The following is a 24387-nucleotide window of genomic DNA, read 5'->3' on the forward strand; positions in this document are numbered from 1 at the left end:
AGTTTTCAGACGGCCTGCCGCATATTCCTGTAAAATAAGCTTTTTTCCAACCAAAGCCAGACATGAGCCACACCGCCCAAATCATCACCAGCTACGGCCGCCGTTACATTGTACGCACGCCCGACGGGCAAACCTTTGATGCCACCACGCGCAAAAAGCGCGTCGATTTTGCCTGTGGCGACCAAGTTAAAATCAGCCCGATTAACGCCGAGCAAGTGGTGATTGAAGATTTTCTGCCGCGCCAAAGCCTGCTTTACCGCCAAGATGCGTGGAAAACCAAGCTGATTGCAGCCAATGTCAGCCAATTGCTGATTGTCACCGCTGCCGTGCCCAGCCCGAGCGAAGCCCTGTTGCAGCGCGCTTTATTGGCGGCGGAAGCGGCGGAGATTGAAGCGGTGATTGTATTGAACAAGGCCGATTTGTCCGAAACCGCCCAATGGCGCGACAAACTCGCCTTTTACGAGACCTTAGGCTACCGCGTACTGGAAACGCGCGCGCTGGAAGGGGCAGAAACCTTAAAGCCGGTTCTGCAAGGCCACACCAATATCTTTTTGGGGCAAAGCGGCATGGGCAAATCGACGCTCACCAATGCGCTGTTGGGCAACCAAGCCGCGCGCACCGGCGACATTTCCACCGCGCTCGATTCCGGCAAACACACCACTACCCACGCGCAATTGTATGATTTAAATGAGGAAACCCAGCTCATCGATTCGCCCGGTTTGCAGGAATTCGGTTTGCACCATTTGGAAGCGGCTGATTTGCTGCACTATTTCCCCGATTTGCGCCACTTGGCCGGCCAATGTCGCTTCCACAACTGCACCCACCGCGCCGAACCCAACTGCGCCGTGAAGGCCGCTGCCGAAGCCGGTGAAGTGAAAGCCGAGCGTGTGGAGTTTTTGCAGTGTGTGACGGATGAATTGCTGCGGTAAGCTGGTTATGAAAACAAAGGCCGTCTGAAAGTATCGTTTTCAGACGGCCTTTTCACGTTTAAAAATGCTACAATAAGCCTTTGATTTTTCCTACCCGATACCCATGAAAAAAGCCGCCCCAAAATCCTTTGAAGAAGCCCTGAAACGCTTGGAAACCTTAACCCAAGCCATGCAGAGCAGCGATATGCCGCTGGAAGACGCGCTCGCTGCCTATCAGGAAGGCAACGAATTGGTGCAATATTGCCAAGAAAAACTGGCCGAAGTCGAACAAAAATTGCAGGTTTTGGATGCCGGCGAACTGAAGGAGCTCAACCTTGACCCAAGCGAATGATTTAAAAGCATGGCAGCAAAAAGCCCAAGCGCAAACCGAATTGCTGCTGGAGCGTTTCTTGCCGTCTGAACACACCAAACCGGCCAAGCTGCACGAAGCCATGCGTTATGTTATGCTCGGCGGCGGCAAGCGTTTGCGTCCGCTGTTGGTGTTGGCCGCATCTGAATTGGGCGAGGCCGACAATACCGCGGTCGAACAAGCCATGGCCGCGATTGAGATGGTGCACGTTTATTCCTTGGTTCACGACGATATGCCGCCGATGGACAACGACAGCCTGCGCCGCGGCAAACCGACCTGCCATGTACAATACGACGAAGCCACCGCGCTGTTGGTCGGCGATGCGCTGCAAACACAAGCATTTGATGTGTTGAGCCGCGCCACCGAATTGCCTGCGGCGCGCCAGTTGGCCATGTTGGCGACGCTCGCCAAAGCCAGCGGCAGCTTAGGGATGGCCGGCGGACAGGCGATTGACTTGGCCAATGTCGGCAAAGCAATGAACCAAGCCGAACTAGAAGAAATGCACGGCCTGAAAACCGGCGCGCTGATTCGTGCCGCCGTGGTATTGGGTGCGCTGGCCTGCCCTGATTTGAGCGACGAACACATCGCCCGACTCGACCAATACGCCACCAAACTGGGCTTGGCCTTCCAAGTGATTGACGATGTGCTCGACTGCGAAGCCGACACCGCCACGCTCGGCAAAACCGCCGGTAAAGATGCCGACAACGACAAGCCGACCTATGTCAAACTGATGGGCTTGGCCGAAGCGCGTGCCTACGCCGAAAAACTGACCGCCGAAGCCGTGGCCTTGCTGCAGCCGTTTGGCGACAAAGCCGCCCACTTGCGCCGGTTGGCGGAATTTGTGACGGCGCGTAAGCATTGAGTTTGCTGTTGTGAATTGAAACAAAGCCGTCTGAAACTGCTAAACCCAAGTTTCAGACGGCCTTGTGTTATAATCGCTTCCGCATACAGGCCAGACAGACAGTCGCCGCGTAACGCGTAAGGCTTACGGGGAGGAAAGTCCGGGCTCCAAAGAGCAGAATGCCGGCTAACGGCCGGGCGTGGTAACACGACGGAAAGTGGAACAGAGAGCAGAACCGCCGATGGCCATGATTCCCGCCAGCCTTTTGTATCATTGCAAAACGAAATGCCACAGTCATGAGTATGGCAAGGCAAGCAGGGTGCAAAAGGCTGGCGGGAAGGCACAGGTAAGGGTGAAAAGGTGCGGTAAGAGCGCACCGTGCGGCTGGTAACAGTCCGCAGCAGGCTAAACCCCATTCGGAGCAAGACCAAACAGAACGCATTGACGCGGCTCGCCGAGCGTTCGGGTAGGTTGCTGGAGCGTATCAGCAATGGTGCGACTAGAGGAATGACTGTCCAACGACAGAACCCGGCTTATCGTTTGACCTGTATGCACAGAATAAATCAAGGCCGTCTGAAAAATCATCAGCAGATTTTTCAGACGGCCTTTCATGCATCAGCTATGTTTATTCGCGGTTGCGGCTCATATCCGCTGCAGCAGTAAACAATACGTCGGTGGACGAGTTCAGCGCGGTTTCGGCTGAGTCTTGCAACACGCCGATGATGAAGCCCACAGCTACCACTTGCATGGCCACATCGTTGGAAATGCCGAACAAGGCACACGCCATCGGAATCAGCAGCAGCGAGCCGCCGGCTACCCCGGAAGCGCCGCAAGCGCCGGCGGTGGCCACCAAGCTCAACAGCAGCGCGGTGAAGAAGTCAACTTGAATGCCCAAGGTGTGCGCTGCTGCCAGTGACAATACGGTAATGGTAATTGCCGCGCCGCCCATGTTGATGGTGGCACCCAATGGAATCGAGATGGAGTAGGTGTCTTCGTGCAAACCGAGTTTCTTCGCCAAGGCCATGTTCACCGGAATGTTGGCGGCAGAAGAGCGGGTGAAGAAGGCGGTCACACCGCTTTCACGCAGGCAGGTTAGCACCAACGGATACGGATTGCGGCGGATTTTCCACCACACAATCAGCGGGTTCACTACCAATGCGATAAACAGCATACAGCCGAGCAACACGGCGAGCAGTTGGGCATAGCTGGCCAAAGCGCCGAAGCCGGTTTCGGCCACAGTAGAAGCCACCAAGCCGAAAATACCCAAAGGCGCAAATTTAATCACCCATTTCACCACAGTAGAAATCGCTTCAGCCAAATCGGCCACGACTTGACGGGTGGTGTCCGAACCGTGATTGCGGATGGCAAAGCCCAATACCAAGCCCCAAGCCAAAATGCCGATGTAGTTGGCATTGGCGATGGCGTTCACCGGATTGGCAACCAAGTTCATCAATAAGGTTTTCAACACTTCGACAATGCCGGATGGCGGGGTAGTGGAAATATCGCTGGCGCTGGATAAAACGATATGGGTTGGGAACATCATACTGGCCAATACCGCAACCAAAGCAGAGGCGAATGTGCCGACGATATACAAGCCGATAATCGGTTTGATGTAGGCTTCGTTGCCTCTGCGGTGTTGGGAAATGGCTACGACCACCAAGATAAACACCAAAACCGGTGCCACGGCTTTCAATGCGCCGACAAACAGGCTGCCGAGTAAGCCGACAGCCAGGCCTGCATTAGGTGCAATCCAGCCGACAACAATACCGATCACCAAGCCGATGGCGATTTGTTTCACCAGGCTGACGCTGTTGACTGCGTTGAGAAGAGGGTTTTCACTGGACATCATTCATCCTTGTGTTAAAAGTATGTTAAGAATAAATTACATTCTAAAATAAAACCTTACCTTCGGTGAAGATTTTGATCATAAATCAGATAATTTAGCATAAAATTCTTATATTTTTATAAATATAAGAATTTACAATCAATAATATATTAATTTTAATATTAAATTTTTTTGGTAAATTGCATAATATGTAGCATGGATGAAAAATTGTTGACGATTTTTGCGCCCGATAAACATTTGCTGATTTTCAGACGGCTTGGAGCATTGTAAGCGCAGGATTCGGCTGTTAAAAGAAGGCATAAATAGTGTTAGAATCAGAAACCTCCGAATTTCCGTACTGTTTGGCAATATGAACAAGCTGACCCCACCGATTCTCCTTACCACGCTGTCGCTGGCCTGTGCGCAGGCATTTGCGGCCGATGCGTTTGTGCCTCAGGCCGATGATTACGAGCCTGTGCCCGAATCGGAACGCACGCCGCCGCCGGGCATGAGCACGGAAACGGTCAAACTTGACCCAAAATATCCGGTTAAAGTTGAAACTGACAACAGCGAAGTCAAAGAAATGGTGGAAACCCATTTGCCGCTGATTACCCAGCAACAACAGGAAGAGCTGGATAAAGAGCAAGTCGGTTTTTTGGCGGAAGAGGCGCCGCAAAACGTGACAACCATGTTGCGCACCAAAGGCTATTTCAACAGCCAAACCAGTATTCGTGACGATCGCGCCACCGATGGTTATGTGGTCAACATTATTCCGGGCCCGCGTACCACAATCGATAATGTCAGCGTGGCGATTATCGGCGATGTGTTGTCTGAAGGCGATGTCGGTGATTATTATAAAAACGCCATGCAAAACTGGCAGCAGCCGGTGGGCGACAATTTCGACCAAGACCGCTGGAGCAGCAGCAAAACATCTGTGCTCGCAGCGGTCACACGTAAAAAATACCCGTTGGCTAAAATCGCTAATTCACAAGCGACTATTGATCCCAATCGCAACATGGCCGACTTGGAAGTGATGGTGGAGAGCAACCGGCCGATTTATTTCGGTGATTTCCAAATTACCGGTACCAAACGCTATCCGGTGACCGTCGTCTCCGGCATGGCGCGTTTTGAACCGGGTGATCCTTACGACTTGGATAAACTGCTCGATTTTCAGCAGGATTTGGAGCAAAACGGCCATTATTCAGGTGCTTCGGTACAGGCCGATTTTGACAATCTGAACCAAGACCGCGTGCCGGTGAAGGTGACGGTGAGCGAAGTGAAGCTGCATAAATTGGAAACCGGTATCCGTTACGATTCGGAATACGGTTTGGGCGGCCGCATCGCTTACGATTACTACAATTTGTTCAACCGCGGCTACATCGGCTCGGTGGTGTGGGACATGGATAAATACGAAACCACCTTGGCTGCCGGTATCAGCCAGCCGCGTAAAAGCAACGGCAAATACTGGACCACCAATCTGGCCTACAACCGCTCCACCACACAAAATTTAGAAAAACACGCCCTCACCAGCGGTGTGTGGTATGTGCGCGACCGCAATAATATCGATGCCCGTGTCGGTTTGGAATTTATTATTGAAGAGCGCAAAGTCCCCGATACCGATTACGATTTGGGCCGCAGCCACGCCACCATGCTCACTGCCTCATGGAAGCGCCAAGACATTGAGACTACGCTACGCCCTGAAAACGGCTACTATCTCGACGGCAAAATCGGCGCTACTTTAGGCAAAGTGTTGTCGTCCACCATGATGGCGCGCGCCCATGCTCGAGCCGGCTATTTCTTCACACCGGAAAACAAAAAAATCGGTACCTTCATTGTGCGTGGCCAAACCGGTTATGTGTATGCCAATGAAGGCGAAGAAGTGCCATCAAGTTTGTTGTTCCGTACCGGTGGTGCATCATCGATTCGCGGTTATGAGCTCGACAGCATTGGCTTATCAGGCCCGAATGATTCGGTCTTGCCGGAACGCGCTTTATTGGTCGGCAGCTTTGAATACCAATATCCGGTAACTAAAAGTTTCTCTGCCGCCTTGTTCCATGATGTCGGCGATGCGGCACCAAACTTCAAAAAAATGACCATGAAACACGGTACTGGTTTGGGGGTGCGCTGGTTTAGTCCGGTAGCACCGTTCTCGTTTGACGTGGCTTATGGCCATCAAGACAAAAAACTGCGTTGGCACATTAGCTTAGGCACGCGTTTTTAATGCTTCAGACGGACTTTGAGGCCGTCTGAAAGTGTCCTACTCTGCTGTGATAAGTGATTTCCGTTAGATGGAGACCCCCTATGATGACACCTCAAGAAATCGAAACACTCGTTGATTTCGAGCAGCAAATACAGTGGCGGTGGAGTAGTGGCGATCCGACGGCCTATATGGATGCATTGGCGGAAGACGTTATTTATGTCGATCCCCTTGCCCAACATTTTCTTGTGGGACGTGAAGCAGTACGCCAACATTTTAAGCGTATTCACTCAGGTGACGACACCGGTATAGTGCGGCAGGCATATCACAATCAAATTTGCCGAGTGTTGAGTGAAAATGAAGTATTGCTGACATTTGGTTTTACAACTTATAAGCAAGACGAAAACGGCCAAGAAGAAATTTTCTTATCGTGGAATATGTCGCTTATTTTCCGTAAGACCGACAGCAAATGGTTGATGACGCATGGACATCTGTCTCTGCGGCATGCATTTGATCCGGATAGCATTCCTAAGCTGCGTGAAATGTGGGCGCATGATGATTTATAAAATAAGCTCCTAAAATTATTTGTTTAATATTACCAATATAGTTTCACCGAAATTTTTCATGTTCAGACGGCCTATCAAATGCATGAAGGCTGCTGAACATAAACCTTCTTTTTTGTATCGTAACCATGACCACAGAACAAGCACCTACCGCTGCGGTGGACACGCCGCCAATCGACAACAGGCCGTCTGAAACGCCGCCTAAGCGCAAACGCCGCTGGCTGCACGTGTTGGCATGGCTGCTGTTGTGTGTGTTGGTGTGTCTGCTCGGTTTGGTGGGGTGGGTGGCCAGCACCGAATCCGGCTTGCGCTTCGGTCTCTACAAAATCCCATCATGGTTCGGCGTGAACATCAGCTCCAAAACCTTACAAGGCACCTTGATTGATGGTGTACGCGGTGATGAATGGCTGATTGAAACCAAAGGTGCCGACATCAAAATCAGCAAGCTCACGCTGCAATGGGTGCCGTCTGAATTAACCCGCCCGAGCCTGCACATCAAAGAATTAATCGCCGGTGACATCGCCATTGTCACCAAGCCGACCCCGCCAAAAGAAGACAAACCTTCAGACGGCCTGCCTGAGAGCATCGACTTGCCGGTGACCGTGTTCGTCGATCATGCCGAAACCGGCAAAATTACGTTAGGCCCTAACTTCGATGAGCAAACCGTTTACATCGAAAAACTCAAAGCTGCCTACCATTACGACCGTAAAGAACACCGTTTGGACTTGGCTGAAGCCAAAACGCCGTGGAGCGAATCGGCCGGCGCGGTGGTATTGGGCTTACAAAGCCCGTTTCCACTCAATACCGCGATTTATACCAAAGGTGAATTAGAAGGTGAAACCTTCCACGGTACCACCCGCTTCTGGGGCAGCCTGCAAGACGTGAAGACGCAAATCCTGCTTGATGGCAAGCAGGTGCATTTGCATGCCAATTCCATTATGCATCCGTTTGCCTCAAAACTGAATGATATGGTGGGCGAAGTACATGTGAAGGGCATCAACATTAATCCCGAAGCATTTATGCCGTCGCTGCCTAAAGCCAACTTGACCTTTGATGCCATTCTCGTGCCTTCGTTTACCGACGGTATTGCCTTAGATGGTGCGCTGGACTTGGGCAACAGCCAAGCCGACTTTGCCGACAACAACGGCATTCCCGTGCGTGCCGCCTTAGCAGAATTCACGATTGACGAGCAAGGCATGGTCAAAATCAATGAAGCGGAATTTGAATTGCTGCAACAAGGCCGTCTGAAAGCAGCAGGCAGCATCGATACCGTCAAACAGCAATTGGATTTGGCCGTCGGTGTAGAAAATGTCGCCGCCGCCGATGCGGTGCAGCAAAACATTGCCGGCCGTCTAAACGGCAACATCAACATCAAAGGCGAGACTGCATCGCCGAACATTGATTGGTTGCTCGACAGCGGTTTTGCCCGCACCACCGGTCTGCTTTCCATCCTGACCGACAAGCAGCAAGGCCAGCGTACACTCAAGCTTTCGGATGTGAGATTAACACCGCAGGATGGCGGTGAAATTACAGCCGGAGGTGAGCTTCAGTTCTTTAAAAATCAACTGCTTAAACTCGATATTGTGAGTAAAAATTTCAATCCGAGCAAGATGGATAAACAGCTTCCGATAGGCAATATCAACGGTAATATCGCGCTGACGGGCGAACTAGGCAAGCAGAAATTCGGCGGCAAAATGCAGTTTGGCCCGAGTACGCTCAATGGCGTGTCCTTGAGCGGTAAGGCTGATATTTTGTATGAAGACCAACACCTGCCGCGTGCGCTGACCGACCTTAAGCTCGGCACCAATGTTATCAATACCAGCGGCAGCTTCGGCAAAAAAGGCGACCGCCTGAATCTGAATATCAGCGCCCCCGATTTATCGCGCTTCGGTTTCGGTTTGAGCGGTTTGCTCAATGCCAAAGGCTATTTGGGCGGTGATCTTTCAGACGGCATCAAAACTTTGGAAACCGATTTATCCGGCGAAGCGCGCGCCCTGCGTGTGGGTGATTTGTTCAATGTGCGCGATTTGGATTTCAAACTCAAAGGCTCACCTGATGTGACCAAGCCGCTGACGGCAGAAATTTCCGGCGATCGGATTGTGTTTGCAGGTGAAGCACCGACAGTGATTGATGCCATCAACCTGAGCATGAACGGTACCGGCCTCAACCACCGCATCCGCGGCACCGGCAATATGGTTTTAGACAGCAAACCTTACAAGCTCGACCTTGATGCCAATGGTGGTCTGAATCAAGACCTAGATCAATGGAAAGGCGTGGTGAATGCGCTCGACATCAGCGGTGCGTTTAACCTCAAGCTGCAAAATCGCATGAACTTGGAAGCCGGCGCCGAACGCGTGGCGATGAGTCCGGCGCGATGGGCGGCGATGGGCGGTGTATTGAATCTGCAAAGCTTCGTGTGGGATAAACGCAGCGGCATCACCACCAAAGGCAGCGCGCAAAACCTGCACATGGCCGAATTGCACAATTTCTATCAGCCGCCGGTGAGCCATAATCTGGTGTTGGGTGGCGATTGGGATATGTCGTACAGCGAAAACGCCCGCGGCTACCTGAATATCATGCGTCAGGGCGGCGATGTGATTCTGCCGCAAAACAACCAGTCTTTGGGCTTGAGCAACTTATCCTTGCGCACCCGTTTCCAAAACAACCGCATCGATGCACAGCTCGACGGCAACAGCCGTTTCGGCCGCGTTGATGCCGATGTCGGCATCAACCAGCAATTCGGCGGCAATTTGGCCAATGCGCCGCTCACCGGCCGCGTGAACGCCAATATTTCCGATTTAACCGCTTTACGCCCGCTCTTGCCGCCATCGGCACAAAGCTTAAGCGGCAGTTTCGTTGGCAGCGCAGTGTTGGGCGGGCGCGTGGCCACGCCGAGCATCGCGTCTAATCTGAAACTCAACACCAATTATGGTAACGGCGACGGCATCATCAATATTGGTCAGGGCAACAGCTTGGGTACTTCGCCTTTGAGCGGCCGCATTAATCTGAATGTTGCCAATTTGGAAGTGTTCCGCAATTTCATTCCGGTCGGCCAAACCATCAAAGGCCGTCTGATTGGCGCGGTGAACTTGGGCGGCAGTGTCGGCGATCCGCTGTTTAACGGCACGCTCAACGGCGACAATCTCTATTACCGCAATCAGGCACAAGGTTTGATTTTGGACAACGGCGTATTGCGCTCGCGTCTGCAAGGCCGCCATTGGATCATCGACAGCCTGAAATTCTATCGTGGCGGCACAGTCGAATTGAAAGGCCGAGTCGAATTGGAAGACGTGAATCCCGATGTCGATGTCGATATCGTGTTCGATAAATACCGCACACTTTCCCGACCGAACCGCCGTTTGGCGTTAAGTGGCAGGGCCAAAGTGCTGTATAACGTGCAGCGCGGTGTGTCTTTGGTGGGCGGATTAAAAGCCGACTTCGGCCAATTCGGTTTCCAAGAATCATCCATGCCGACCTTGGATGACGATGTGGTGGTATTGGGCGAGCCGCCGAAAGAGCAAGCCGCCACTACGCCGATTTTCATGGATTTGGATTTGGACTTGAACGACAGCGTGCGCTTTGTCGGTGAAGGCTTGAACGTGACCTTGGGTGGCACATTGAAGCTGACTGCCCGACCGGGTGAAACGGTACAGGGCATCGGCACGGTGAAGGTAGTCAAAGGTCGCTACAAAGCCTATGGTCAGGATTTGGACATTACCAAAGGCACGATTTCTTTCGTTGGCCCACTGGGTGACCCGAATCTGAATATCCGCGCCGAGCGCCGTCTGTCGCCGGTGGGCGCGGGTGTGGAAGTGCTGGGTAATTTGAGTGATCCGCGCATCACCTTAGTGGCCGATGAAGCCATGAGCGAAAAAGACAAACTCTCGTGGCTGATTCTGAACCGTGCCAGCAGCGGCAGCGATGGCGATGAAGCGGTATTGTCTGCCGCCGCCGGTGCTTTGTTGGCAGGGCAGCTCAACGACCGTTTGGGTTTGGTGGACGATTTCGGCATGACCAGCAAACGCAGCCGCAATGCCCAAACCGGCGAACTCAATCCGGCCGAACAGGTGCTAACCGTGGGCAAACAATTGTCGCAAGAGTTGTATCTCGGGTACGAATACGGCCTAACCAGCGCCGAGCAGTCAGTCAAACTGATTTACCAACTGACCCGCTCGATTCAAGCGATTGCCCGTGTCGGCAGCGAATCATCAGGTGGTGAATTGAAATACACCATCCGCTTTGACCGCTGGTTTAAAAAAGCCGACAAAGAAGAAGCAGAAAAAGAAAAACAACCTTAAATAAGCAGGCCGTCTGAAAAGTTACAAAGTTTTTCAGACGGCCTGAGACCTTTGCAAACTCCCCATCTTTGGCACATTTCTTCGTTATGCGCTGCTCGAAAGCTTGCCTATCTTGGTGATATGTCTGTACTTTCTGCGCTGCTCTAACTTCGAACTGTGCTCAAATCTGGGGCCTTGCAAAGGTCTCAGCCTTTATAATGAAACCGCTTATCAGAAAGACAAACATGAAACCCATTATTTTAGATGGCGGCATGGGGCGCGAGCTGCACCGCCGTGGCGCACCGTTCCGCCAACCCGAATGGTCGGCACTTGCCCTGACCGAAGCACCTGATATCGTGCGTGATACCCATGTCGACTATATCCGCGCCGGCGCTCAAGTGATTACCGCCAACAGCTATGCGGTGGTGCCATTTCACATTGGCGAGCAACGCTTTTCAGAAGAAGCCGAAAGCTTGGCCGCCACCGCCGGTCAACTTGCCCGAGAAGCCGCCGACCAAAGCGGCAAAGACGTGAAAGTGGCCGCTTCATTGCCGCCGTTGTTTGGTTCATACCGCCCTGATTTGTTCGACGCTTCGGCCGCCCCCGAGTTGGCGAAACCATTAATCAACGGCTTGAAAACCTATAACGATATTTGGCTGGCGGAAACGCAAAGTAGCATTGCCGAAGCTGAATTCTGGCGCAGCTGCCTGCCGGATGACGGCAAACCGTTTTGGGTGTCGTTTACCTTGGAAGATACGCACGAACACGATGCGCCGGTGTTGCGTTCGGGTGAGTCGGTGGCAGAGGCGGCGCAAGCCGTAGCCGCTTTAGAGGCAGAGGCTTTGCTGTTTAATTGCAGTCGTCCGGAAGTGATGTTGGCGGCAGTCGAATGCGCTGAATTAGCGTTAGAAAAACAAGGTAAGTCATTGAAAATAGGTGTTTATGCCAACGCCTTCGAACCGGTGGAAGACGAGATGAATGCCGCCAATGACGGCTTGGACGAAATCCGTAAAGATACCACGCCGCCGAACTATTTGCGCTGGGCGCAAGAATGGGTGGCGGCAGGCGCAGGTATTGTCGGCGGCTGCTGCGGCATCGGCCCTGAACATATTCAGGTATTGGCCGAACAATTATAAATCGCGTTTTAGACGGCCTCATTTTAGGTGAGGCCGTCTGAACATATGGATACTCAAAACGGATTAATATGCGCCCTACTCTTGTGATTAATATTATCGGCAACCTTATCGGCTGGGGGCTTTATTTTCTGTTGCTGCGCCGCTTGCCCCTGCCCGGTATCGTGCAAATTATCTTGGCGTTTGTGCTGTGTTTTGCTGGGATTAAAATCGCCGAAAAAATCTACCGACGTTTGAACTGAGTTATCTTTCAGACGGCCTAATGATGGTTGGTGTTTTCTAAACAATCAAAAGGTAAACCCATGAACCCGAAACTTGCTTTTGTCCTTTCCGCCGCCTTTGCGGCCACCGCCTGCAGCAGCCCGAATCAGCCTAACAACGCGGCCAATCCGCCGGCCGCCGAACAATGCCTTGCCTTAAAACAAGCGCAGATTGAACACACTAAAATTACCAAAGCAGAATGGTCAAACGATGGGCTGGTGGGCGCTGACCGCATGTCGTCACTCACCAGAGGCTCGACCGCCGGCAAACAAGCAGGGGCGCATTGTGTGGTGGAAGGCGAGATTGGCACACGCACCGGTGTGGATGGCAAACCTTACGGCACCAAATTCCAAATGCGTTTGCCGCAAAACTGGAACCGCAAGTTTCTGTTCCAAGGCGGTGGCGGGGTGGATGGTTTTGTCGCGCCGGCATTGGGCAGCATTCCGGTGCGCACCTCAACCGCTATGCCGGCTTTAACGCGCGGCTATGCTGTGGTCAGCATGGACGGCGGCCATCCGACGCCGACACCTGATTTCGGTGCTGATCCGCAGGCGCGTTTGGATTTCGCTTATCAATCCACCGGCAAAGTGACCAAAGTGGCCAAGCAGCTGATTCAAAAGCTCTATCAAAGCACACCGCAACACAGCTATTTTATGGGCTGCTCCAACGGCGGCCGTGAAGCGATGATTGCGGCGCAACGCTATCCGACTGAATTTGACGGCGTGATTGCCGCCAATCCGGGTTTTCGTTTGTCGCGCGCGGCAGTGGCCGAAGTGTGGGACACACACCAATTGATGAAAATCGCACCGAAAAATTCAGACGGCCATAAAATCTTGGCCAACGCACTGACTCAAGCCGATTTGGACAAAGTCAGCCAAGCGGTGCTCAATCGCTGCGATGCCAAAGACGGCTTGAAAGACGGCGTGATTAACGCATGGGAAAGCTGCGACTTCCGCCCTGAAATGGCCGGCTTGAGCCCTGCCAAAACCGCCGTACTCAAAGCCGTGTTTGACGGCGCGAAAAACAGCAAAGGCGAGCAGATTTACAGCGGCTGGTTTTACGATTCGGGCATCAACGGCGAAGACTGGCGCCGCTGGAAATTGGGCACTTCGCAAACTGCCGAACCGAATGCCCGCAATGTGACGCTCGGTTATGGTTCGCTGAAATGGTATTTCATGACGCCACCTGTGCCCGATTTTGATTTCAGCCGTTTTGATTTCGACACCGATACGCCGAAAACCTACGCCACCGGCAAAATCAACGATGCCACCGATACCGACATGAGTGCATTCCAAAAAAATGGCGGCAAGCTCATCATCGTCACTGGCATTTCCGATCCGGTGTTTTCCGCCAAAGACCAGCGCGACTGGTTTGTTGCCATGCAGCGCGACACGCCGAATGCGGAAAACTTCAGCCGCATGTTTATGGTGCCGGGCATGAACCATTGCGGTCGTGGTAAAGCGTTTGACGATTTCGACCCGCTCACTGCCTTGGAAAATTGGCACGACAAAGGCCAAGCGCCGGAGTGGTTGCTGGCAAAAGGCAAATCTTTCCCCAACCGCAGCATGCCGCTGTGTGCATATCCGAAAATCGCCGTATATAAAGGCGGCGATGAGCACAAAGCGGAAAGTTTTGTGTGTGAATAAAATAAGGCAATAGCAAAAGGCCGAGACCTTTGCAAAATCCCCATCTTTGGTACATTTCTTCGTTATGCGCTGCTCGAAATCTTGCCTATCTTGATGATATGTCTGCGCTTTCTGTGCTGCTATAACTTCGAACTGTACTCAAATCTGGGGTTTTACAAAGGTCTCAGGCCGTCTGAAAAATCATTTTTCAGACGGCCTTTATCATGTGTCATCAGTAGCAATCATCGGATTACAAACCCAATTGCTGCTCCAGTTTTTCTACCAATTCTTCGTCCAAATTCAGTGCTTCGGCCAATTGGGCGAGGAACACGATTTCTTTGCGCGACATATCGTCACACACCACGCGGGCGGCAAGGTAAGCGCCGGAAGCCAAAGCGCGGTCGTTGCCGACGGCTTGGGCGATATCGGCAATGCTGGCCGGATTGGCGTATTCGGCAGCCAACCAACGCAAGGTAGCCGGATCGTCGCCGCTCTCGTTGCTGATGAGCTGTTTCTCGTTTTCATCGATCAGGCCGTCTGAAGCGGCGGCGGCAATCATGGTACGCAATAACACGCGGCTTTGTTCTTCGGCCTTGCTTTCATTCGGCTCGAAATCGCTTTTTAAGGGCGCAGGCTTGGTCGGGTTGTTTTTCTGCCAGCCTTGATAGGCTTGGTAGGCCAGCATGCCCAGCGCGGCCAATGAGCCGACTTTTGCCAGCGAACCGGTGTTTTTCTTTTTCAACAACATCGACACCAAGCTGGCCGCTACGGCGCTGCCGCCCAATGAACCGAGCAAACCGCCGCTGTTGGCACCTGCGGCAGGTGTGTTGTTTTTCTGAACGCTGTTCAAAACCAAATTCAATAAGCTGTTTAAGTTCATGGTCGGTCTTTCTTAATGAGTGAGTTGTGTTCTTAACATATCGGTTTTCCGTGTCATTGCCAAGCTTGGCGAAGGTTAAGTATTTGAAAAGCCTGTTTACATTAGCGGCCGTCTGAATACGATTCCTGTGCTAAGGGTATGTTTCAGACGGCCTTTTTGAGCAGATTTTGTGTAAATCGGTTAAAATTGCCGCCCCCACAAAAAATTCAGAAAGAGATTAATGTCTTCCAAATCCACAATCGGGCTGGCCGCTCTCACGGCGTTGGTGATCAGCTCCATGATCGGCTCGGGCATTTTCAGCCTGCCGCAAAACATGGCCTCGGTGGCCGGATCGAAAGCCTTGCTCATCGGCTGGCTGATTACCGGTGTCGGGATTATTTTCTTGGGCATTTCGTTTGCGGTGTTGGCACGGTTGCGCCCAGATCTTGATGGCGGCATCTACACTTATGCACGCGAAGGCTTCGGCGACATGGTCGGTTTCTTTTCGGCTTGGGGCTATTGGTTGTGCACCACGGTCGGTATCGTCGGCTATCTGGTGGTGGCATTTGAAGCGGTCGGCACGTTTACCGATACACCCGATTTTGTGTTGTTTGGCAAGGGCAACACCTTTTGGGCGTTTCTCGGCGAATCGGCGGTAGCGTGGCTGATTTATTGGCTGGTGGCACGCGGCATTAAAGAAGCGGCAGGCGTGAACTTGGTGGCAACGTTTGTGAAAGTGTTCCCACTGATTGTGTTTATCGGTTTGGCGGCTTATTTCTTCAAAAGCGATGTGTTTATGGCTGATTGGACGGGCGCGAGTTTGGCCACGCCGGAAAATCCTGATGCCAGCATCATGAGCCAAGTGAAAAACACCATGCTGATTACGCTGTGGGTATTTACCGGTATTGAGGGTGCGGCGGTGTTGTCGAAACACGCCAGAAGCCGTGCCGATGTCGGCAAAGCGACCGTGTTGGGCGTGGTGTTGGTGCTGGCGATGTATGTAGCGATTACCGTGTTGGCGCAGGGTATTTTGCCGCGTGCCGAAATTGCCGAGATGGCCAATCCGTCGATGGCGGGCGTGTTGGCGCACATGGTCGGCCAATGGGGCAAAGTGTTGATTAGCGTGTGTTTGATTGTGTCGGTGTTGTCGTCGTATTTGAGTTGGACGCTGTATGCCACCGAAATCCCGCACTTGGGCGCGAAAAACGGCGCATTCCCGCCATCGTTTGTGAAGCTCAACCAAAACAGCGTGGCGCGCGGCTCGCTATTGTTTACCACGCTGACGGTGCAATTGTGTCTGTTTTTGGTTTGGCAGACCGGCAATAGCTATGAAACGCTGCTGCTGATTTCCACCTCGATGATTCTGATTCCGTATTTCCTCATCGGCGCGTTTTTGCTCAAACTCGCTTTCACACAGAATTTAAGCATCGGCATCAAACTTATCGGCCTGATTGCCACCGTGTACGCGCTGTGGATTGTGTATGCGGCGGGCACGGAATATTTGCTGTTTTCCGTGTTGCTGTATCTGCCGGGTGTGTTGCTGTATCTTTATTCGCAATACAAACATCATGGCCGTCTGAAACTCAAGGGCTTTGAAAAAGCGATTCTGCTGGTGTTGGCGGTCTTGGCCGTGCCGGCGGTGCAGCAGTTGGTGGCCAGCCTGTCGGCTTGAGGCGGAACAAAAACCGCCTGCTTTTTAGGCAGGCGGAAAACATTGATTTAATTACAAAAGGCCGTCTGAAAACGTTTTCAGACGGCCTTTGTATACTTTATTCAATCAAACCTGCGGTGCTACCGCTTTCACATAATTCAAACCGATAAACTGCTTTTCCGAATCTAATCCGGTGATGTTCAGCAGCACTTGCGATTTCGGCAAAGTGTCAAACGGAATGCCCACCGCGCGGGTTACCAGCGGCAGCCCTTCGATGCGCACCAAGTCTTCTTTCAACACCGTGGCGGTGAGTTCTTTCGTGCCTTGCTGTTCTAAGTACACCAAGCTCCAGTAGGCTTCCATTTGGCGTTGGAAATCGGCATAGGCGGAATAGGCGGTGTCGAAATCGCGCAGCGCGGCGAAGAGCTCGGCATCGTTTTTGTGGAACAGGGCTTCGCTGCGTTCGTCAATCAGGCTGATAAGCTGTTTTTGGTTGATGTAGTCGGCGGCGCGACGCAGCGGCGAGGTGAACCAGCCGTAATGTTGCACGCCCATGCCGATGTGCGGCTCGGATTGGGTGCTCATGCGCACTTTGCCGCTTGGCTGCACGCGGAACAAGCCCGGCAAATCGTTTTCATCGAGCATTTGCGCCCATGTGCTGTTGGCCAGAATCATCATTTCGCTCACCAGCGTGTCGATGGGCGAACCGCGTTCGCGGCGGGTAACGGAGACGATGCCGTCTGAAGCCACTTCCACGCTGTAATCGTATTGTGGTGCGCGGTTTTCTTCGTATTTGCCGCGTGCTTTTTGGCGCGCGATGGCAAACTGATGAAACCAAATCAAATCCTGATGATGGTTGAACATGGCTTCACCGGCGGCATCCAAGCCGGTTTCGGCGTTGAAATGCGGCTCAATCGCTTGAATACGCAGATTTTCGGCGATGTTGACCGCTTCGATTTTGTTCACCGGCTCGCCGACCAAGTTGAACTCGGCATCGACATTAAAATAAATGCTCACTGCCGGACGGTATGCGCCTTCGTCCAAGCTGAATGCGGCAATCCAGTTTTCCGGCAACATGGTGATTTTGCCGTTGGGGAAATAGGCCGTGCTCAAGCGGCTCATCACCGTTTTTTCAATTGCGCTGCCCGATTCAATCGCCAACGACGGCGCGGCGATGTGGATGCCGACGCGTTTCAGGCCGTTGCCCAAATCGGTCAGGCTCAAGGCATCGTCCACTTCGGTGGTGGATTCGTCGTCAATCGAAAACGCCGCCACATCGGCTTGAGGCAATTCAGGCAGCGGCGCAACTTCCATATCCGCCAACACCGCGCCTTGCGGATAATGCTTCATTTCAAACGCATCGAGCAGGTATTGCGGCAGCGACGTCACCGCGCCGGTTTGCTTGGCCAAATCATACGGCTGCAATTTCAATGCGTCCGCCGCTTTGATAAATGCCTTATAAGTCAAAGCCTGCTTGTCGGGCGCGTGTAAAATCGTTTTCAAATCCGCCGCGATTTCAGACGGCATTTCACCTGCCTGCAAAGCCGCCGCCCACGCATCAATTTGCGCATCTTGCTGCTTTTTGCGCTCAATCGCCGCCAAAGCTTGTTTTAAAGTTTCTTCCGGCGCGGCTTTAAACACGCCCTTGGCCTTTTTGTAGAAATACATCGGCGCGGCATACAGCGCAATCAAAGTCGCCGCCAATTCCGCTTGGCTCGGCGCGTGGCCGAAATATTCTTCCGCAATCGCTTCGGCAGAAAACTCGTCTTCCCCGCACACTTCCCACAGCAAATCCGTGTCAATCTCAGCCGCATCCGCCTGCGCTTTCTCCAAAAACGCCGCCATGTCGCCGCTAAACTCGGTAAACACATTATTCGCCTTCACCTTCGTGCGCTTGCCGTGTTGGGTATCGACTTGGTACGTGGCATCGTTTTTCTGCACGATGGCAGCAACTTTAAACTGGCCGGATTCTTCGTAAAAAATATTCATTTGCTTGCGGTTAGGTAAATTTTTAAGGTGTGGATTTTAGCAGAAAGGCCGTCTGAAAGCTTCATTTTAAAAATATATTTGATATTTTTAAAAAATCATATGATATATCTATTAGATATATGTTTGCATTTTTGAAAAATGATAGAATTACTCTTTTGGCATAGGAGTGGTTGTTTAAATGATTACACTTAATGTAAACAAAGAATTAGTCCGACATAGTAATTGGAGTGATTTGGCAGAACTTCCCGGGTTTATCCAAAATTTAAATCCACAAGAGAAAGAGCTAAAGGAAATTATTGGGCGCTATTATGAAAGTGAAGAAGTTAAGTGCGGATTATCAATATGCAGAACTCCTCATAAACGTGGGTATATAGTTTGTACTACTGATGGCTATATAACAAATATAGGGAATCATTGTGGGAAAAAATATTTCGGTGTTGATTTTGAAACAATGTCAAAAATGTTAGACCATGATTTGGATATGAAAGAGTACCGAGAAAAACTCAATTATTTTGATAGGAATGAAAGAAATGGATTAATTAATTGGGTTGAAAATAAGATACAGATTAGTAAGGATATTATAAGGTTCTTAAAATCAATAAATGGGGAAAGTGAGAGTCGTTTAGTTCCAAGTCTTATTAGTAATAAGATTCGGGATATGGCAAAAACAAGAAATAATACTTTAACAAAGGTTCGAGAATTAACGAAAGAGGAGAAGGATTTGGAAAGCTCTAGGAGAGGGGCTGCAACTAAGATGTCAAAAGATTTACAGTACAGGGAAGAAAAGATTGCTGATATTGCAGGCTTGGGTATTATGAGTTCAGTAGAAGGGCTTAGAGAACTATTAGTTTTGGAATTACAGGATAAGCTTAAAATATTTCCACATGAAAGAATTGATAAACTGACTGATCAAGAATTAAAAGATTGGAATAAATGGCATCAAAACATATCCTCTACCAAAAATAAGATTGAACAGTTAATTGAAGAAGGAATGCGCTTTTTTGAATATGACAATCTTAAACATTTTGAAAAAATTTTATATGATGAAACTGATAAGAGAATGTGGAATGAGTTCTTGACACCACTAAAGAAATAAATATGAAAAGGCCGTCTGAAAATCATGTTTCAGACGGCTTTCAATATTCAATCATTGTCTCATTACACAAACTTCTCCAACCAAACCGCCCATTGCTCATCAGTCGGCGCGGTAATCTTTACCGTTTCCCCGTTTTCCAAACTTTCAAACGATAATGCCCGCGCGTGCAGCATTAAGCGGTTGGTGCCCAAGTGTTCGGCCACGGCGTGGTTTTGGCGCAGGTCGCCGTAGTTGGTGTCGCCGACGATGGGGTGAAAAATGTGTTTCATGTGGCGGCGCAGCTGGTGTTTGCGGCCGGTGTGCGGAGTGAGTTCTACCCATGAATAGCGCGATGTGGGATAGCGCAAGGTGGATTGGAAGGGTAATTCGGTTTGCGCCAAGCAGCGGTAGTCGGTGACGGCATCTTGTAAGGTGGCTTCGGTGCGGCTTTCGGCGATTTGGTCGGGCTGGTATTTGAGCGGATAGTCGATGCGGTCGTGTTCGGGCAGGTGACCACGCACAATCGCCCAATAGGTTTTGGTGACGGTTTTGCGTTCAAATTGTTGCGTCAGTGTGCGTGCGGAATCGGGGTCGAGGGCGAACAGCAACACGCCGGAGGTCGGGCGGTCGAGGCGGTGCACGGGGTAAACGTGTTGGCCGATTTGGTCACGCAGGGTCTGCATGACAAAGCGGGTTTCGTGGCGGTCGAGCCATGAGCGGTGAACGAGCATGCCGGCCGGTTTGTTGACGGCGATGCTGTGGTGGTCGTGGTGGAGAATGTCGAGCATATGATTGGCTTTGGGGTTCAGACGGCCTCTATTGTAAACGAGGCCGTCTGAAACGCTGCTGTTTTTTGCACAATCTTTAGGCGTTGTATTTTCAGCCAAATCCGTTACAATCGGTTGAAACAGTTGAAGGAGAACGAGATGACGCTGCATAAAAAATTGCCGATGCCGATGTTGACCGATGAAACGCGCCGTGAAATTCATGGCCGCGAGTCGTATCATGTGCTGAAGATTATTTCTGAGTTTGTCGAGTCGGGCGAGGAATTGCGGGCGATTCAGCCGGCGGTGAGTATCTACGGTAGCGCGCGCACGCCGGTGGATCATGCGGATTATCTGTTTACCGAACGTTTGTCGCGCAAGCTATCTGATGCCGGTTTCTCGGTGATTTCGGGCGGCGGGCCGGGCATTATGGAGGCGGCGAATAAGGGTGCGTTTGCCGGTGCCAGTCCTGCGGTGGGCTTGAATATTGTGTTGCCGCATGAGCAGCATGCCAATCCGTATCAGGATTTGTCGATTAAATTCCAACACTTTTTCCCGCGCAAGGTGATGTTTGTGAAACACGCGGTGGCCTATGTGGTGATGCCGGGTGGTTTTGGTACGCTGGATGAATTGTTTGAAAGCTTAACTTTGGTGCAAACGGGTAAAATCCCGAACCGCCCGATTATTTTGGTCGGCAAAGTATTTTGGGCAGGGTTGTTGGATTGGATTAAAGACCAGCTGTTGGGCAACCGTTTGATCTCGCCGGAAGACATGGATTTGATTCAATTGATTGATGATGAAGATGAAATTGTGGAATACATTTTCGCGCATTATGAAAACCGCTTGGAAGATTTGTCGGATCAAGGCAACGATACTTGGTCGTTGGGTTTGTGATGAAATATTAATAAGTTATTAAAAAGGCCGTCTGAAAACGCATGAATGTGGTGAACTGCACCCCAAAAGTTGGACACTTCCCCCCAACTTAAAAAGGTGCAGTTTTCTTATGTCCAAATATACACTAGACTTCAAATACCGAGCCGTACTCCATTACCATCAAGTGCACAGCCAACAGCGTACCGCAGACCATTTCAACGTCTCACGCACCCACCTGCGCCGTTGGATTGCCGCCTACCGTCAAGGCGGTATAGCCGCACTTCAGCACCCACAGGCTACGCTTATGAAGACTACGCAGACCAAACGCAACAATCCCTTTATCGTCGACAAACCCGACCATGAAAAAACTCAGGCAGAGCTGATTGAAGAGTTACGCTACATGAGGGCGGAGATCGACTACCTAAAGCACATGAAAGCCCTCAACGAAAAGAACGCCACCAAAGTTGCGAAACCGTTCAAACGCTGAGGGCGAAGCACCTGCTGAAATACTTGTTGCACAGTGCCGGCATACCCAAAAGCAGTTTCTACTACCACATCGGTAAATCCGATCCCGATATGGAAGCCAAAGCGGCGGTGAGTGAAGTTTATCACCAACACAAAGGTCGCTACGGCCAACGGCGGATTGGAGCTGTATTATCGTGGAATAAAAAGAAAGTGCAGCGTATTATGGGATTATTGGGTTTGAAAGCCAAAGTGCGCAACAAAAAATCCTATCGTCCGCAAGTTATAGGAGAGACGTCGAAAAACATCCTTAAGCGTGCATTCACTGCTGATAAAGCGGGAGATAAATGGTTGACCGATGTGACCGAGTTTAAATGCACCGACGGCAAACTGTACTTATCGCCGATATTGGATGTATTCAATCGTGAGATTGTGGCTTATGAGCTCAGTAGAAAGCCGGACAGCAAGATGGTCATGCAGATGCTGGATAAGGCATTCGGCCGTCTGAAAGGGCAGACCCCGCTGCTGCATTCTGACCAAGGTGTGCTTTACCGAACTCAGGCTTATCGGGAAAAGCTGGCGGAGAAAGGCATTGTGCAGAGCATGTCGCGCAAAGGGAATTGCTGGGACAATGCACCGATGGAGAGTTTCTTCGGGACATTAAAAGTGGAAAGCTTCTATCAGGAAGGTGTGTTATCGGTGGCAGAGTTGACCAAAGTGATAGATGATTACATACGTTACTACAATTATGAACGTATTAGTTTGAATTTAAAAAAGCTGAGTCCTGTGGCTTACAGGACCCAGCTTGAACAGGCTGTTTGAGAAAGATTTTTAATTTGTCCAAGAATTGGGGGACAGTTCATGGTTTTCAGACGGCCTTTTGTTGGTTGGCACTCATAGGCTGTGGAATAGGTAAAATCCATCATTGCCCTAAAGGCTAGTATGCGGATAATTCTAAAGAATTAGGTTTGTATGTCGGAAAGTTTAAAATAAATACAAACAATAATCGTTATCAAAAAATGATTGAATTTATTGAGGTTTTTTTGTGCTTTTCACAATATTAATCTTTAAATGGCTTATAATTTTGGATAAAATAACCAATTATTTTTCGGTATTTTGTGTTATCGGCCAAAGCGGTGGCGGGGCGGATGGATGTGCCCTTGCGAGTTGTGTTGCGGCCGGCTGTTTGGGCGAACAAAATACCCTTGACCATGTTGCTCATCCACACACTCAGGTGCAAGCATGTTAGCCAGTTACTTTCCCGTTCTCATTTTTATCCTCGTCGGCCTGATTGCCGGCGTGGCCTTTCTCTTATTGGGCTCGATTCTGGGGCCGAAAAACCACTACCACGAAAAAGACACGCCGTTTGAATGCGGCTTTGAAGCCTTTGAAAACGCGCGCATGAAGTTTGACGTGCGCTACTATCTGGTGGCGATTCTGTTTATTTTGTTCGATTTGGAAGTGGCGTTTATGTTTCCGTGGGCGGTGGTGTTTAAAGAGCTGGGCGTTTACGGCTTCTGGTCGATGATGGTGTTTATCGTGTTGCTGACGGTCGGTTTTATTTACGAATGGAAAAAAGGGGCGCTGGAATGGGAATAGAAGGTGTGTTGAAAAAAGGTTTCGTCACCACCAGCGCGGACACGGTGTTGAATTATATGCGTACCGGCTCGCTGTGGCCGGTAACTTTCGGCTTGGCTTGCTGTGCGGTGGAAATGATGCACGCTGGCATGGCGCGTTACGACCTTGACCGTTTCGGCATTATTTTCCGCCCGTCGCCGCGCCAGTCGGATTTGATGATTGTGGCCGGTACGCTCACCAACAAAATGGCACCTGCCCTGCGCCGCGTGTACGACCAAATGGCCGAGCCGCGCTGGGTGTTGTCGATGGGCTCGTGTGCCAATGGCGGCGGCTATTACCACTATTCTTATTCGGTGGTGCGCGGCGCCGACCGCGTGGTGCCGGTGGATGTGTATGTGCCGGGCTGCCCACCAACTGCGGAAGCCTTGATTTACGGCCTAATTCAGTTGCAGCAGAAAATCAAGCGCACTTCAACCATTGCGCGCGATTAAGGAGACCGCATGGCAACGTTAAATCATTTATACGAGCAGGCTGTCGGCGTGTTGGGCGACAAAGCGCTAAACGTGATTCAGGATTTGGGTGAGATTACCGTCGAGTGTCTGCCCGAGCATTATTTGGACGTGATGACCACCCTGCGCGACCACGAAGCCTTACGCTTTGAATTGCTGGTCGATTTGTGCGGCGTGGATTACAGCACCTACCGTAACGACACGTGGCAGGGCAAACGCTTTGCCGTGGTCAGCCAGCTCTTGTCGGTGCAAAACAACCAGCGCATCCGCGTGCGCGTGTGGGCGCAAGATGATGATTTTCCGGTGGTGGAATCGGTGGTTGAGATTTACAACAGCGCCGATTGGTATGAGCGTGAAGCCTTTGATATGTATGGCATCTTGTTCAACAACCATCCTGATTTGCGCCGCATTCTGACCGATTACGGCTTTGTCGGCCATCCGTTCCGCAAAGATTTTCCGGTATCCGGCCATGTGGAGATGCGCTACGACGAAGCACAAAAGCGTGTGATTTACCAACCCGTTACCATCGAGCCGCGCGAAATTACGCCGCGTATCGTGCGCGAGGAGCATTACGGTGAGTGAAAACAAATTAAGAAACTACACCATCAACTTCGGCCCGCAACATCC

21 protein-coding genes and 1 other RNA gene are annotated in these 24387 nt (G+C 51.1%); 18 read left to right on the forward strand and 4 right to left on the reverse strand.

Features of this window, described 5'->3' with window-relative positions; all coding sequences use genetic code 11:
- The first annotated feature begins 62 nt into the window (after window positions 1-62).
- The 4 genes from rsgA to rnpB all read left to right on the forward strand — a co-directional run bounded on the left by rsgA (window position 63) and on the right by rnpB (window position 2671).
- Window positions 63-929: a ribosome small subunit-dependent GTPase A gene (rsgA, locus tag ACM67B_RS00405; RefSeq protein ID WP_416189703.1), complete on the forward strand. Its 867-nt coding sequence runs from the start codon at window positions 63-65 to the stop codon at window positions 927-929.
- 103 nt (window positions 930-1032) lie between these two features.
- Entirely contained in the window at window positions 1033-1260 is a 228-nt protein-coding gene (locus ACM67B_RS00410) for an exodeoxyribonuclease VII small subunit (RefSeq protein WP_095503528.1), read from the forward strand.
- Entirely contained in the window at window positions 1244-2140 is an 897-nt protein-coding gene (locus ACM67B_RS00415; RefSeq protein ID WP_416189704.1) for a polyprenyl synthetase family protein, read from the forward strand. The genes ACM67B_RS00410 and ACM67B_RS00415 overlap by 17 nt, the downstream gene beginning before the upstream one ends.
- Before the next feature lie 86 nt (window positions 2141-2226).
- Window positions 2227-2671, forward strand: an RNA gene (gene rnpB, locus ACM67B_RS00420) — RNase P RNA component class A.
- Window positions 2672-2744: 73 nt separating this feature from the next.
- Here the strand turns inward: rnpB and sstT are convergent.
- Window positions 2745-3965 (reverse strand): serine/threonine transporter SstT, encoded by a 1221-nt coding sequence (gene sstT / locus ACM67B_RS00425; RefSeq protein WP_416190484.1) that lies wholly within the window; start codon window positions 3963-3965, stop codon window positions 2745-2747.
- A gap of 349 nt (window positions 3966-4314) precedes the next feature.
- Between sstT and ACM67B_RS00430 the strand changes: the two genes are divergently transcribed.
- The 6 genes from ACM67B_RS00430 to ACM67B_RS00455 all read left to right on the forward strand — a co-directional run bounded on the left by ACM67B_RS00430 (window position 4315) and on the right by ACM67B_RS00455 (window position 14021).
- The gene (locus ACM67B_RS00430) at window positions 4315-6165 is read left to right on the forward strand and encodes an autotransporter assembly complex protein TamA (protein WP_416189705.1); all 1851 of its coding nucleotides are present in this window, start codon (window positions 4315-4317) and stop codon (window positions 6163-6165) included.
- Window positions 6166-6245: 80 nt separating this feature from the next.
- Entirely contained in the window at window positions 6246-6707 is a 462-nt protein-coding gene (locus ACM67B_RS00435; protein WP_416189706.1) for a YybH family protein, read from the forward strand.
- Window positions 6708-6832: 125 nt separating this feature from the next.
- Complete coding sequence (locus tag ACM67B_RS00440) at window positions 6833-11002, forward strand: translocation/assembly module TamB domain-containing protein (RefSeq protein WP_416189707.1); 4170 nt, start codon at window positions 6833-6835, stop codon at window positions 11000-11002.
- Between the two features lie 224 nt (window positions 11003-11226).
- Entirely contained in the window at window positions 11227-12117 is an 891-nt protein-coding gene (locus tag ACM67B_RS00445; protein WP_416189708.1) for a homocysteine S-methyltransferase family protein, read from the forward strand.
- 68 nt (window positions 12118-12185) lie between these two features.
- Entirely contained in the window at window positions 12186-12356 is a 171-nt protein-coding gene (locus tag ACM67B_RS00450) for a hypothetical protein (RefSeq protein WP_416189709.1), read from the forward strand.
- 60 nt (window positions 12357-12416) lie between these two features.
- Window positions 12417-14021: a tannase/feruloyl esterase family alpha/beta hydrolase gene (locus ACM67B_RS00455; RefSeq protein WP_416189710.1), complete on the forward strand. Its 1605-nt coding sequence runs from the start codon at window positions 12417-12419 to the stop codon at window positions 14019-14021.
- A gap of 229 nt (window positions 14022-14250) precedes the next feature.
- Here ACM67B_RS00455 and ACM67B_RS00460 read toward each other — a convergent pair whose 3' ends face one another.
- Complete coding sequence (locus tag ACM67B_RS00460; protein ID WP_416189711.1) at window positions 14251-14880, reverse strand: tellurite resistance TerB family protein; 630 nt, start codon at window positions 14878-14880, stop codon at window positions 14251-14253.
- Window positions 14881-15100: 220 nt separating this feature from the next.
- On the opposite strand from ACM67B_RS00460, the gene ACM67B_RS00465 reads away from it, so the two are divergent.
- Window positions 15101-16531, forward strand: a complete 1431-nt coding sequence (locus ACM67B_RS00465) for a basic amino acid/polyamine antiporter (RefSeq protein ID WP_416189712.1) — start codon at window positions 15101-15103, stop codon at window positions 16529-16531.
- 105 nt (window positions 16532-16636) lie between these two features.
- On the opposite strand, the gene ACM67B_RS00470 is transcribed toward ACM67B_RS00465, so the two are convergent.
- Window positions 16637-18499, reverse strand: a complete 1863-nt coding sequence (locus tag ACM67B_RS00470; protein WP_416189713.1) for a ribonuclease catalytic domain-containing protein — start codon at window positions 18497-18499, stop codon at window positions 16637-16639.
- Between the two features lie 178 nt (window positions 18500-18677).
- Here ACM67B_RS00470 and ACM67B_RS00475 point away from each other — a divergent pair, with 178 nt between their 5' ends.
- Entirely contained in the window at window positions 18678-19595 is a 918-nt protein-coding gene (locus ACM67B_RS00475) for a hypothetical protein (RefSeq protein ID WP_416189714.1), read from the forward strand.
- Between the two features lie 62 nt (window positions 19596-19657).
- On the opposite strand, the gene truC is transcribed toward ACM67B_RS00475, so the two are convergent.
- Window positions 19658-20362 carry a tRNA pseudouridine(65) synthase TruC gene (gene truC, locus ACM67B_RS00480; protein ID WP_416190485.1) on the reverse strand — a complete coding sequence of 235 codons (705 nt, stop codon included), beginning with the start codon at window positions 20360-20362 and terminating at the stop codon, window positions 19658-19660.
- Between the two features lie 138 nt (window positions 20363-20500).
- Between truC and ACM67B_RS00485 the strand changes: the two genes are divergently transcribed.
- The 6 genes from ACM67B_RS00485 (at window position 20501) to ACM67B_RS00510 (ending at window position 24342) form a co-directional block, all read left to right on the forward strand.
- Complete coding sequence (locus tag ACM67B_RS00485) at window positions 20501-21232, forward strand: TIGR00730 family Rossman fold protein (RefSeq protein WP_416189715.1); 732 nt, start codon at window positions 20501-20503, stop codon at window positions 21230-21232.
- A gap of 109 nt (window positions 21233-21341) precedes the next feature.
- A complete protein-coding gene (locus tag ACM67B_RS00490; protein WP_416188879.1) occupies window positions 21342-21698 on the forward strand; it encodes a helix-turn-helix domain-containing protein in 357 nt (118 codons plus the stop codon).
- Between the two features lie 23 nt (window positions 21699-21721).
- Window positions 21722-22495: an IS3 family transposase gene (locus ACM67B_RS00495; RefSeq protein WP_416188878.1), complete on the forward strand. Its 774-nt coding sequence runs from the start codon at window positions 21722-21724 to the stop codon at window positions 22493-22495.
- A 420-nt stretch (window positions 22496-22915) separates the two neighbouring features.
- Complete coding sequence (locus tag ACM67B_RS00500; RefSeq protein ID WP_095503515.1) at window positions 22916-23272, forward strand: NADH-quinone oxidoreductase subunit A; 357 nt, start codon at window positions 22916-22918, stop codon at window positions 23270-23272.
- Window positions 23263-23742: a NuoB/complex I 20 kDa subunit family protein gene (locus tag ACM67B_RS00505; protein WP_066075530.1), complete on the forward strand. Its 480-nt coding sequence runs from the start codon at window positions 23263-23265 to the stop codon at window positions 23740-23742. The genes ACM67B_RS00500 and ACM67B_RS00505 overlap by 10 nt, the downstream gene beginning before the upstream one ends.
- A 9-nt stretch (window positions 23743-23751) precedes the next feature.
- Window positions 23752-24342 (forward strand): NADH-quinone oxidoreductase subunit C, encoded by a 591-nt coding sequence (locus ACM67B_RS00510; RefSeq protein ID WP_416189716.1) that lies wholly within the window; start codon window positions 23752-23754, stop codon window positions 24340-24342.
- Window positions 24343-24387: the final 45 nt, after the last annotated feature.

It is taken from the genome of Neisseria sp. CCUG17229 (assembly GCF_047839235.1).
GTDB classification, from domain to species: Bacteria; Pseudomonadota; Gammaproteobacteria; order Burkholderiales; family Neisseriaceae; genus Neisseria; species Neisseria brasiliensis.